The organism is Microbulbifer sp. MCCC 1A16149 (assembly GCF_050368945.1).
Lineage (GTDB): Bacteria > Pseudomonadota > Gammaproteobacteria > Pseudomonadales > Cellvibrionaceae > Microbulbifer.
In genome coordinates this window covers 1,588,165-1,600,821 of sequence record NZ_CP185959.1, presented here as the reverse complement: position 1 = coordinate 1,600,821, position 12,657 = coordinate 1,588,165, and the positions used below count along the sequence as shown (strand labels likewise).

Genomic DNA, 12,657 nt, shown 5'->3' with positions numbered 1-12,657 from the left:
GCCCATTGCGCTACCGGCGCATTACATTTTCATAAATGTCACACGATCGGCCGTGCGATACCCGCGGGCGAGCAGGTAATGCATCGCCAGCTGTCTCTCCATGGGCGCCACCTGATTGATGACTACCTGCATCGGCAAGCGGTGACGGCCATTGCACCACGCCAGAAACCCAATCAGGTTCTCGCGGCTGGGCGCCGGCTGTATCACCTGCAGGATGGAAATCGGGTATTCGCGCATAAAGCGTTTTGCATTCACATAATTCGTTACAGAAAGGCCCGCACCGTGGTCACGGGCACCGATAATCAAGCGCATAAAGGCACCTCGCTATGTGGTGATCCCGGCCGGGTCTGAACCGGTAACTACAAGCTTCAAACGCCTGCACCCTGGTCCTGTCGAGCTACGGAATCCTGTTAAATAAAAAGGCGATTACAGCGTGGAACCGTCGGGGCACTCACTCCGCACCCCGATCGGGACCTGCCCGGCACGCTGCCACCACTAGAGCAGGCAATCCTAATCGCCAGATCCGCGTTGAAGAGACGCAGCCCTCTATCTGGTTGGTGACATAGACATGGCTACCGCCATAAAAAAACCCGGAAGGCGGAATTCGCCAACCGGGTTTTCTCACACGCAGTGTTCAAAGTCCGATTGGCACGCAGCCGACCGGACAGGCCGAACTACGTTTTCATGTACTCACCAAAATTTTTATCTGCATGTATCTGCAGATCCAACGACGGCCAACGCAAGGCACTCATCAGCAAGGCACAGGCACCCCGCTCGCACCCAATGCTCTTGGGTGTCCCGATCGCGGCCTTGTGGCGGTTGAGGTTTAACATTTCCGTTACCAATCGTTGGTGCCGCAGTGCGGCACAAGTGCTCTCAAAAAATTCAGCGAACTTACTCATCAAATTCTTATTTAAAGCTATCACGAAAAACTCTATTTGCAAGATTAAAATTTATATTTTTCCTATATTTTTCAATGACTTAAACATATTCCAGACGATCGATTACCTACCGTGAATTCGGCATAAAAAGCTGGGTATGGAAGCCGGTCGCAGCGCAAATTCATACGCTTAGTGCTTTCTCGTATTCAATCTTTTGCTCATCGTCCTTCCTTGTGATCTATCAGAAATGGCCTCGAAATGAAGTCTCACAAACAGTTCCTGGGCACACTCATCAGCCACAATCCGGAGAGACCGGAAATAAAAAACCCCCGGAGGCGAACCTGCGGGGGCTGTTGAAGGCCATTTCCGAAAGGCTCGCGCCTCCCGGTCTCAGGAGGCAGTCAGGACAGATTTTTCTCCACACGAACAAACCACGCCCGCGTCCCCTGTGGGGCGGCGCAATCTATGAGGTTTGAAACGCTGGGTAATCTGGTCACGGTACTCTCCTGAGTGATTGGGGAATTTTAGGGGGCCGAATAAACTTTGCAACCGCCAATTTGCAGGGGAAGAAAAATATGTCGTAGATAACTTCGTCTTGCCTCAGGCTGGGCACACGCGGGAACATGGGTTTTACCGCCGCCCCTGTGATTCGAACCGGTCCGCGAGAACCTCCGTGATTTGCTCGACCAGCTCCCCCACATAGCCCCTACCCTCCCAGGCATAGACCGACAACACCATTGCGGGCTCCAGGCCAAGGGACGCATTTAGCCGAACCCGGGAATTGCCCACTGCACCCAGCGGTAGCAGCGAAAGACCCAGCCCGGCTTCTACCGCGACCAGCACGCTGTTCAGGCTACTGCCGGTAAACGCGATATACCAGTTCCGCCGTTCGCGCTCGATTCGCTCAAACATGGTCTCGCGGTAGAGCCCGCCGACCGGAAAAGTCACCAGGGGCATCGGGTCCGGCCATTCCCCGCTGGTATCCGCGCCTTCAAACCAGCCAACGGCTTCGGGAAAGCTCGCGTGGCAATCAACGCTGGCGGTCGACTCTTTTACCACCACCACATCGAATTCACCGGCGCGAAAGCGTTTGCTGAGATCGCGACTCAACCCGGTTGTCACATCCAGCCGCACCTCACGATGCTGTTCGGAGAAGGTGGCAAACTCCCGGCTCAACCGCGAAGTCGCAATATCGTCCGGCAGCCCGATACGGATGGCGGAAGTTCCGGCCGGGTCGGAGAGCAGCGCCACAGCTTCCGCCTCCAGGGCAAGAATCCGCCGCGCATGGCCGAGGAGCCGCTCGCCGGATGCGGTCGGCTCCACCGGACGCGCGGCGCGATCGATAAGCTCCCGCCCCACGGCCTGCTCAAGCCGGCTGAGTTGCTGGCTGATGGTGGATTGCGTCATGTGCAGCCGGTCGGCCGCCGCGGTGAAACTGCCAACGTCGACGATGGTGACAAAGGCGCGGAGAAGTCGGGGATCGAGCATAAAGCCATTAAGAAAATGGATAATTTGAATAACGATATCTAATTTGATAATGACCTGCCAGCGCGATATACATCCCTGCCCCCAATTAATCAGGGATGTCCCACGATGAAAACACTGCTCAATGCCGCCTTGGCCGTGCTTACGGCCGTTTCCTTCAGCCCTCTGCAGGCTGCCACCCGGGACCAGGCCGATGTCATCATCCGCCACGCCACCATCGTGGACGTCGAACATGGGCAGCTACTCCCCGACCAGGCTGTAGCCACCCGCGGCAACCGTATCGTTGCGGTGGGGCATGACGCGGATGTAGCCAAGCACTGGCACGCCGAGCAGACGGTAAACGGCCACAACCGCTACCTGATCCCCGGCCTGTGGGACATGCACGTACACTTCGGCGGCGGCGAGGCCCTGATCGAAGAAAACCGGGCGCTACTGCCGCTGTACGTAGCCAACGGCGTCACCACGATCCGCGACGCCTCGGGTGATCTCCCCCTGGACGTGCTGAACTGGCGCCGTGAAATCGCCGAGGGATCCCTGTTCGGCCCCCGGCTGCTGAGTTCAGGGCCGAAGATCGAAGGCATCAAGCCGGTGTGGAAAGGCACCATCGAGGCCGGCTCGGAGGCCGACGTCGACAAGGCAATTGCGCAGTTACAGTCCCTCGACGTCGACTTCGTGAAGATCACGGACAGCACCCTTACCCCGGAACTCTTCCTTTACGCGGTAAAGCAGGCACGAGCCGCCGGACTGCGCACATCCGGCCATATTCCGCTGGAGATCCCCATGCGCCAGGTGGTGGATGCGGGCCTCAGTTCCATTGAGCACCTGGGCTACGCCTACAACGCCGGGGTAAAAGATGAAGCCACCATCGCCGCCGAATTCGCCGCAGGTCGCCTCACCCGCGAAGAAGCCCGCGCGCGACTGAACACCGGCTTCGACCGCGACACCGCCATGGCCGCGTATCGCCATCTGGCGCAACAAGGTGTCTTCGTTACCCCGACACTGAATGGCTCACGGGTAATCGCCTATCTCGACCAGGACGACCACAAGGACGACGAGTATCTGGCCTATATCGGCCCGGGGCTGAGAAAAACCTACGAATGGCGCGTGCAGCGTGCCGCCGGCGTTACGCCGGCACAGATTGAACAGAGACACGCCCGCTACCAGCGCGTCGCGTCCGTTATCCCTATGCTCCAGCAAGCGGGCGTCACCATCATGGCCGGTACCGATGCCGGCTTCCTGAACTCGTTTAACTATCCGGGCGTCGGCCTGCACGATGAGCTGGCACTGTTTGTCGAGCTGGGACTGACCCCGGCGCAGGCGCTGTCCGCCGCAACCCGCGCGGGACCCGCGTGGTTCGGCCAGCTGGACCAATACGGCTCTATTGATGAAGGTAAAGTCGCGGACCTGGTGCTGCTGGAGCGCAACCCGCTGGAGGATATTGAGGCCACACGCGCGATCCACTCTGTGCTCTTGCGCGGCCAGGTTCAGGACCGCACGGCGCTGGACCGCCTGTTGGCCGATACACGGGCCAAGGTTGCCGCCTGGGACGCGAAAGCTGCAGAGCGAAAGTGAGAGCAATAGGAGGTTGATGGCAAGCTTCTAAAAGCAATACTTTAGTCTGGCCCGAATTATTTCTATCAGAGACCAAAAATAAAAAGCCCCCGGCGGTGAACCTACGGGGGCTATTGAAGAGCGATTCCGAAGGGCTGGCGCCCCCGGGATACAAAAGTCTGTCAGAACAGATATTTATCCACGCAATCAAACCACGCCAGCATCCCCGGCCCCCGTGGGGCGACGCAATCTATTAGGTTTGAAACGCGTGGCAATTTGACGCATTCAACATCGGATAGTGCGAACAATTTTCCCCTTAACTCAACCAAAATTGGCGTGAAGAGCCTGTTATACAAAATCTCCAACGTTACTTTGAGCAGTATCGATTTGTCTTCTTAGCGCGATCTGGCGTTTTTCACAAAGTGGAAAATTCCACATAATGAAAACAACCAAAATAAACATAAATCCAGGTAAAAGTGTCATTACCCATCGGACGTTATCTAGCACATAATCTGAATAATTGGCAACACTTCCTCCATCAAAACCAACAGCACTCAGAATTGGATAACTCACACCGACAGCCAATGCTGATGCAACTTTGCTACTTGTCTGCAACATCGACATATACAGCCCTGTCCTCTGCTTTCCGGACTCCGCCACATCAACGTCAACAACATCAGCCATGATCGCCGCTGGAATATAAGTTAAAACAGCTTGAACAGCGCCCATTGCCAGAAACGCGATGCAAGCCAGCATCACATTACCTTCAGGAAGAACCAGAAATAAAAAGCTGACAATCAATTGATAGCACAAAACAACACAGAGCGATCTATGCTTGTTTAGCTTTCGAGTCAGCCTCATACAAAGAGGAAGAAACAACAATCCAGAAAGCATCCATGGTATGAGGGCAAAAGATGCCCATTTACCTAGCGAAAGTACATCTTCCACATAAAACAGGAACATTACTGCGATACTACCAGCGGACATAGTCAGCAAAGTATTAGCAGCCAAAACTCGGCGCAGGGGTTTATTTCGCAAGAGAATGCCTAGAGTTTTTCTGCTATCCGTAAACCTTACTGATCGTGCAGGCGGCTCTCTGGCAGCCCATAACGCAGCCACTACACAAAGCGGCAAAGCGATCATAACCGTTGACCCAATTAGCTTCAGGCGATCAAACTCGCTCGCCTCACCCGTTCCATCCATCAGCGCGATAATCAGCATCAAGGCCACGGACCCGATAAGAGCAGCACCTTGCTTAACACCCGAGATTCTGGAGCGTTCGTGATAATCCGCAGAAAGTTCGGCCGCCCACGCAACATGCGAAACAGAGCCCAGTGTCCAACCAATATAGAGAATCACTAACCAGAAGGTTAGATACATCCAGGTGACTGAGTCTCCAGAGGGAATAAAAACCATGTATATACTTACAAGCAATAGCGGAACCGCAACTACAAGCCATGGTCTGCGGCGCCCCCATCGTGTAGACCATTTATCGGAGAAGGAGCCGAATATGGGATCAGTGACGACATCCCAGAGTTTAGTTACTGCAAAGATGATCCCCACGGTTGTCAGTCCGAGCCCCAAAGTGCTGGCATAAAATGGGGGCACGAAGACAAAAAAAACCATGATAAATGCCGCAAGAGGGGCTTCGGGAGAAACGAAGGCCATGAGCCTGGCATTGCTCAAGCGTATTTCTTTATTTTCAGACATCACATATTCCTGTGTCTTTTATTATTCATAATCCGCAATAATCAACAGCGGTTAAATGCACAGGATCTACCCTGCTACCAGAAGACATGTTTATTAACTCAACAAACCTCCACATCACCATCAAATCAAGTAGCGGGTTGCCGTGTTTCGCGCATAATCAGATTAAATATCGGCGCCATCAACCCGGCCAAAACCAGAGAACCTCCAATAAGCATTGATTCGGACACAGGCTCCTGAAGTGTCCAGGCAGATGTTGTCACACCAATTACTGGGACGGCGAGTGAGACTAGTGAAGTGAGCAGTGCCGGTAGCCTCTTGCTCGCAGCAGTCATCAGCCAGAATGCCAAGCCCGTGGCGACTATGCCGTTGAATACCAAAGAACTTATTACCTCAGGTGACCAATGCCTCTCGCTCGCAGGCTCTACGACGAGCCACCAAACAAACAGGAACAATGAAGCGATACTGAGCTGCCATGGCACGGCCTGAAGCGGGCTACTTTTCCAGCTGTGTCCACGAACATGCACAATTGCTAATGACCAAACCAGCGCCGCTGCGACAAGAAATAAATTTCCGGTGACCGCCTGTTTGTCATTCCAGTCAATCTCAGCAGGGCCGAGAAGCACGAACAAGCCGAGCAATGCCAACACAGATCCGGCTATAGCCGCACCTGATGGACGCTCTTTAAGGAACAGCACAGATAACGGCGCCACCCAGATCGGAGTCGTATAGGCCAGGATGGCTGACTTGCCCGCACCAACAGCATCGACCCCCAAGCTTATAAGAAGCAAGAAAGCACCAGTCTGCATAAGCCCGAGATGCAGGATGAGCAGACGATCCTCTTTGGGGGGCCAGCGCAATACGCCCAACGCGGCGGTAATCACGAACATTGTCACTGCACCTAACACCGCCCGAAGCAAAGCAAATTCCGCTGCGCCGATCCCAGCAATACCGACCTTCATGATCGGCCAGTTAACGCCCCAAATAATCACAAGTACAATCAGACCTATCAAGGGCGTACTATTAGAGCCTTGATTTACACGCACTTCGGTATTGCTATTGATCAAGAGAAATCTCCATACTGCTTTCCTGTAGCGTGTCTCTGTCACTGGTTCCAATACCAATCAGGTTATTGAAATAATCTGCCAAGGCTTGTTTCCAATTCCGTCTGGCAATCAGCCCGATATACCCATCGGGACGTACGAGCACAATCGTCTCGCCCAGATCCCCAACACCATAAATCGTATGTGCCGTCCCGCTGGCATCAATCAGCATGCTGCGGTCCAGAGCCGGACCTGTACGGAGCACAACAAAGCTGCGCAATATTTCCGGGGTCGGCAGCTCTATCTGTTTTACCGCCACAGCCGCCTTTTCTCCAAAAGCAAGCAGGGTGAAGTGTGGGCCACGGAAGACATCGAAGAATCGCAACTTTCCAGGTTGGCCCTCACATGGTGCATCAGGGGCGCGATCGCCCGCCTGGAGAACCCCAGGTTCTGATCCATTTTCAATGGCGAGGGAGCTTCCACGATAGTTGAGCGCCAACTGCCTCTCAGCATCACCACGCTTCATCTTTGGTACACTGCGCTTCTTATCTGTGCCATATAGTTTTGTTGAAATTTGGAGCACAGCAGCAGCTACTGGCAGCCGCTCTTCTTCATAGCTGTCAAGTAAGGTATCCGGCGCTCCGCGTAACGACATCGCCAGCTTCCATCCCAGATTGTATGCATCCTGGACCCCGGTATTGAGCCCCTGAGCACCGGCCGGGGTATGCACATGCGCAGCATCTCCGGCAAGGAAGACTCGCCCGACACGGTATTTCTTAACCATACGCACATTGGGACGGAATACGGAAAGCCAGGTGGGTGAATGTAGGCGTACAGACTTGAGCCCCGTACCTGCCAACCAGCGCTTTTGCACCTCGTCTTCTGACAATTCCGGTTCATCCCCCGGTTTCAGCCGCATCATCAACTGAAACAAGTCGGTGTGAGGCAGTGGACACAAACCGATAAGCCCACCCTTGGCTTTTGGCCACACATGCCAGGCGTCTCTCGAGAGGCCCTCAACACGGACATCTCCAACAATCATTCGCCCTTCTTCCCTGCTGAATCCCTCAAAGCCAACGTCCAGAGCCTTTCTGACAAAACTGCGACCGCCGTCAGCGGCGACGAGATAACGCGCGGTCACATTTTCTATGCCATTCTTACCCTGCAAATGAATACTAACCCGCTCCGAGCCCTGGTCCAGGGCAATAATTTCTAGCCCTCGCTCAACGCTATGACCTCTGCGTTCCAATTCATCGCCAAGGACCTTTTCTGTCTGCCATTGGGGGACTAGCAGGATGTTGGGAAAAGGCACATCAGGCGTGACATCGGTCACTTTTTGCATGTGCCATCGAAAGCGAAATTTCCACAAATGTGCGCACATTGGAGGATAAGGAGCACCGGCTGATTTCAGGGCGTCAATAACGCCTAAGTCGTCAAGCACTTCCTGGGTTCTGGGCTGTACACCCTTCGCGCGGGAGCCGGAAAAGGCTTGTTCAGACTTATCAAATATTCTGAAGCGAATGCCCCGTCTGGCTAGATCACAGGCTAAGGTGAGACCCGTTGGGCCGGCACCTACAATGATTACTTCTGGCTCATTTTGCATATTCAATCCTACTGTACTTCCGGTAGTGCGGCAGCCGAGTCGACCACTTTCATAATGTTAGAGTCGGTTGCAAAATCGTGAAAGAATGAAACCATGTGCTTCCCGACTTCTTCAGGCAGCTCGAACGGGGGCATATGTCCACAGTCTGCAAAGGAAAAGGATTTTGCGGGTTGGAGTAACGCCCGGGCTTCATCGAATTTATCAATCGGTGTCACACGATCTCCACTCCCCCATAAGAGATGAACTGGGACTGAAGACAAGCGAGTTTTACGATACAAATCGTGTTGCCGTGTCAGGTTAAATGACTGCAGAGTTGAGAACAGCGCATAAATCGACCCCTCGTATGTATAAGCATCTAGCACCATCTCGCTAAGCACCTCAGCGCGCTCGCTAGACTCAACCTCATTGGCCAAATGCGCCCGCAACAAGCGTTGACCCAAGAACCGGCCAAAATAGTGCGCGAAGGTGTTAAAACGCAGTAAGCGAACAAGAGGTGGCAGTTGATGTTCCAGCCCGGCAGGGCCAACCAGCGTCAGCGATGTCGCAAGAGAGGGTTGCTCTTGCACCCATGCCATGGCGATCAAGGCCCCCATTGAGGCGCCTACAACATGGCGAGGGCCGTCCAATTCGAGCGTATGTATCAGGTCACGTAACTGGCGCACGAACAGAGCGTAATCGTATGATGCCTCGACCCGGTCGGAGTACCCTCTTCCATATGCGCTGTATGCCAGCGTGCGAAACCCGTATCCGTTCAATTCTCGTACGAGGCTATCCCAGTAAAAAAGGGGCACTGTCAACCCTGGCACCAGAACCACAAGCTGGCCACCGGCTGGCCCTTTTAGCTCGAAATGAGTCACCCCATCCGATAGCTGCACAAAGCTGCCTCTAAGACTCTTACGGCTCGAATCATCGAGGCGGTTACTTTCGCCGCGAGCAGTGAAATAAGAAATCATGATTTTTACCGTCGCACTACATTATTCAGGTGAGAACGTATGGCCTCGGCGGCTAATACCGGTGCTTCTTCCGGAAGCAAATGACCGACACCACCGAAGGTAATCTCCCGGCTATTGGCAATATCACGTGCGAAATGTTGGCCATCGATACCTTCACCGCTAAGTACGAGAGTAGGTACTTTGATTCCAGGTATATCTCCCGTGCGATCTGCCTGCTGTGTATTGGCGAGATCGACAAATGCTGCGCGGTTTCCTTTACGGCTCATCATCGCATGTATGCGATCCACCAAAGCATCATCGATACTAGCCATCTTCGAGCCGACTAGTTTACGGACACTATCTTCAGTGGCCTTCCGAGGCGCCCAGCGCCGCAGTAGAGGCTTCAGCAGTGGATTACGTGCAAGGCGCATTGCTGAAGGCATTGATTTTTCCGGGTATCCTGTTGCGTTCATCAGTATCAGTGACTCCACGCGGTCCGGGTAATCAAGAGCCATGTTCCATGCGACGTTACCTCCAAGCGAGTTGCCGGCCACACTGAATCGTTCGATTAATAGCGCAGACATGAATCTAGCGGTAAAAGTTGAGAATGTCTGAATCCTGTAGTCCCGATCCCGACGAGGCCCCGTCAATCCGAACCCAGGAAGATCCAGCCTTACAACCTCAAAGGTTTCCACCAGAGAGTCAGCGAGTTGGTCAAAGCAATGCAGTGATGATCCACTCCCATGCAGCAATAAAATCACTGGGCCACTACCTTCACGCCTATAGTGCACATGCATACCATCAACTGATATAAACTTGGACGTTTTATTTATGTACTCTTCGGCATTTCTCACTAATTACCTCCATTTAACGGGTAGCAAATACGCACAACTAACCCGCAAATTACTTCTAAAAAACCATCTACCATTCTTCCCCTTTCTCCGATATCACAACGAATCGACCCAGTGCAAAAATCAGGGGAAAGCACTCCAGCAGGGCAATTGATTATTTACACACTACTGGCAGTGCTGGAATGGCTAACCTTCAATAAACGCCTCCGCTACTCCGCTAGCACAAACCCTCTGTCAAAAGCCATAATCAAACTTTAAAAACACTTCTCGCCCAACCTCGACAGAAGAAAAATAGGCATCTTCAAATAGCGGAGTGCTATTGGCGAAAAAAGGAACTTTTTCATTGGTTAGGTTCTTAGCCAGCAAAGAAACGGACCAGGTCGAATCAGTACTGATCAGTGACACCTGACCATCTACCTTGCTATAAGAATCTACTAACAGATATGGATCGTTAGTGGCAGACATGAAGTAGGAGTCGGTGGAGTTAGCCGATATTCTGGACATCAATTCCAGACTGTCGGAAAGGTCGATTGATAATTCAGCAAAGACATTCGCAGACCATTCTGGCGCTTGCCTGAGCGCGTCACCTGAAGCATTACGATTGCCGTCAATACAATCGCTCTCCTCACTTTCACCTACAGAACAGGAGGCACCAGGGTAGTCATCATAAGTGGCATCGAGATAGGCAAAGGTACTACCGATCTTTAAGCTATTTGTAACCAGATAGATGAAATCAGCCTCAACACCAACAATGGTTGCCTCGGCCGCATTACCAGTCTTGAAAGAGCTGGCACTTGCATCCCAGGCATTTACTTGAAGATCACTATAATCAGACTGGAAAATTGCAACATTTACCTGCATTTTATTTTCTAGCAGAGATAGTTTTGCGCCGACTTCGTAGCTGGTGGCGGACTCCTCTTCGTACTCGAAGTTATCTCCGCGACTGTCCGCGGCATTAAAGCCACCCGCTTTCGTCGCACTGGTCCAGCTGGCATATAGCATCCCATCTTCAGAGAAATCCCACTGTACTGAAAATGACGGATCAAGGCTCCGCTCTACACGCTTGTCTTTATTTTCCCAGTTTGTCGAAAATTGATCTACGAGCGGATTAAACCCTGGATCTAATACAACGTTCCTGTCCGGGGTAAAAGAGGTTAAGAAGCCATCCGCCTCTTTCGACTCATAAGTTTCCCGCAACCCCAGATTCGCTCGGAAAACATCACTTACATTCCACGTAACCTGGCCAAACGCAGAAATTGACTCTGTGTTTTGCACAAATCCGATATCTTGTACGAACGAAGCCATCGCCGGATATCCTAGTGCAGTAGCGTCGATTATGGTTCCGTCCGTACTTGCATCAAGGGATTGCGCGAGGTAATACAGTCCGACGACGTAGTCTAGAGTTTCACCTCCAGGGGACGCATAGCGAATCTCCTGGGTAAACTGATCAAACGCCTCATCCTCATCATCATCACCCTGCGTCAGCCAGTCGATGCCGTTAAACGTATTTACCAATACACTATGGGTAGAATAATCGGTATAGCTACTGATAGACGTAATCTCTGCCCTATTCTGCAGCTGCAAGTTATACGTGGCTGAAAGCATATCCACTGTTGCACCCTGGCTAGGGAGCTTATTTGTGGCACTGATATTCCCGGCATCATCTACACTGAGCAGCTTCCCATTAGAAATCACGCCGCTGGTTACATAGCCGAAGTCCGGATCGACCGACTCATAGAGCGTTTCATATGCTTCACGCACACCCTCTTGAAACTTATACGGCCCAAAAGACGCGCCCGAGGCTTCAGTCTCTTGGTGATCATAGCGAACAAGAAGCTCAGAATTTTCCGATAAATCATATTCGACACTTACTCGAACTCCTCTTGATTCCGTCTCGTTCTGGTCCTTTTCACCCATACGAGGGAAATCCAGATATCCACCGGTATATTGTTCCTGCAGTGCTATACGTCCCCTCAGGCGGTCAGAAAGCGGGCCGGAAATAACTGCCTCTCCCGAATAGCTCCCATGCTCAAGCTCATAGTGCCCGGACAAACGACCTTCAAAGGTGTCTGTCGGCTTCCTTGAGATAAAGTTGACTGCACCCGCCACACTATTTTTTCCCTGTAGAACGCCTTGCGGTCCTCGTAGTATTTCTACGTTCTCAAGGTCCAAAAAAGCAAGGTTGTATAGGCGCCCCCTGGAAATGTAAATGCCGTCGGAATATACACCTACTGACTGTTCAAATGCCGGATTCCCTGTGGAGGTATATACCCCTCTCATACCAATTGCGCCGTCCAATCCAGGACTTGCTACAAACTCGACATTGGGCAAGTCAGCTGCCAGCTCATCGAACGAAAGAATCACTTGTGAATCGAGTGTGTCACCCGATATTGCCGCTATTGAAATGGGTACATCCTGTAACGATTGCGACCTTTTCTGGGCCGTGACCATTACCTCTTCAATAGTGCGGCCTTGATTGTTTGATTCCGATGTATCCGCAACAGCACTTACTACACACTGAGATGCGATACAGATAGCGAGGTACGTTTTTTTAAATTTCATTATTATTATCTTCTCTCATTATTTATTTTTTAAAAATTGGAC

General features: G+C 52.3%; 9 protein-coding genes and 1 tRNA gene. 1 reads left to right on the top strand and 9 read right to left on the bottom strand.

Translation table 11 applies throughout. The annotated features are described in order from the left end of the window. Positions 1–21: 21 nt before the first annotated feature. The 3 genes from ACONT6_RS06785 to ACONT6_RS06775 form a co-directional block, all read right to left on the bottom strand. Positions 22–312, bottom strand: coding sequence for a hypothetical protein (locus ACONT6_RS06785; RefSeq protein ID WP_181253446.1), 291 nt, complete (start codon positions 310–312; stop codon positions 22–24). Between the two features lie 17 nt (positions 313–329). Further along, a tRNA-Gln gene (locus ACONT6_RS06780) sits at positions 330–407 on the bottom strand. Between the two features lie 1,104 nt (positions 408–1,511). Further along, positions 1,512–2,600, bottom strand: a complete 1,089-nt coding sequence (locus tag ACONT6_RS06775; protein WP_428820982.1) for a LysR family transcriptional regulator — start codon at positions 2,598–2,600, stop codon at positions 1,512–1,514. Between ACONT6_RS06775 and ACONT6_RS06770 the strand changes: the two genes are divergently transcribed. Beyond that, on the top strand, positions 2,586–3,938 hold the full coding sequence (locus tag ACONT6_RS06770) for an amidohydrolase family protein (RefSeq protein WP_428820981.1): 1,353 nt from the start codon (positions 2,586–2,588) through the stop codon (positions 3,936–3,938). The two genes, ACONT6_RS06775 and ACONT6_RS06770, sit on opposite strands and share 15 nt — an antisense overlap. 327 nt (positions 3,939–4,265) lie before the next feature. Here the strand turns inward: ACONT6_RS06770 and ACONT6_RS06765 are convergent, their stop codons facing one another. From ACONT6_RS06765 to ACONT6_RS06740, 6 genes are all read right to left on the bottom strand, one after another. Next, positions 4,266–5,627 (bottom strand): MFS transporter, encoded by a 1,362-nt coding sequence (locus ACONT6_RS06765; protein WP_428820980.1) that lies wholly within the window; start codon positions 5,625–5,627, stop codon positions 4,266–4,268. 125 nt (positions 5,628–5,752) lie between these two features. Further along, positions 5,753–6,691, bottom strand: coding sequence for a DMT family transporter (locus ACONT6_RS06760; protein WP_428820979.1), 939 nt, complete (start codon positions 6,689–6,691; stop codon positions 5,753–5,755). Further along, positions 6,681–8,270: an FAD-dependent oxidoreductase gene (locus tag ACONT6_RS06755; protein ID WP_428820978.1), complete on the bottom strand. Its 1,590-nt coding sequence runs from the start codon at positions 8,268–8,270 to the stop codon at positions 6,681–6,683. Before ACONT6_RS06755 ends, ACONT6_RS06760 begins: the two co-directional genes overlap by 11 nt. Before the next feature lie 8 nt (positions 8,271–8,278). After that, positions 8,279–9,223: an alpha/beta fold hydrolase gene (locus ACONT6_RS06750; protein ID WP_428820977.1), complete on the bottom strand. Its 945-nt coding sequence runs from the start codon at positions 9,221–9,223 to the stop codon at positions 8,279–8,281. A 5-nt stretch (positions 9,224–9,228) separates the two neighbouring features. Beyond that, entirely contained in the window at positions 9,229–10,056 is an 828-nt protein-coding gene (locus tag ACONT6_RS06745; RefSeq protein ID WP_428820976.1) for an alpha/beta fold hydrolase, read from the bottom strand. A gap of 231 nt (positions 10,057–10,287) precedes the next feature. Continuing rightward, positions 10,288–12,615, bottom strand: coding sequence for a TonB-dependent receptor (locus ACONT6_RS06740; RefSeq protein WP_428820975.1), 2,328 nt, complete (start codon positions 12,613–12,615; stop codon positions 10,288–10,290). Positions 12,616–12,657 lie beyond the last annotated feature (42 nt).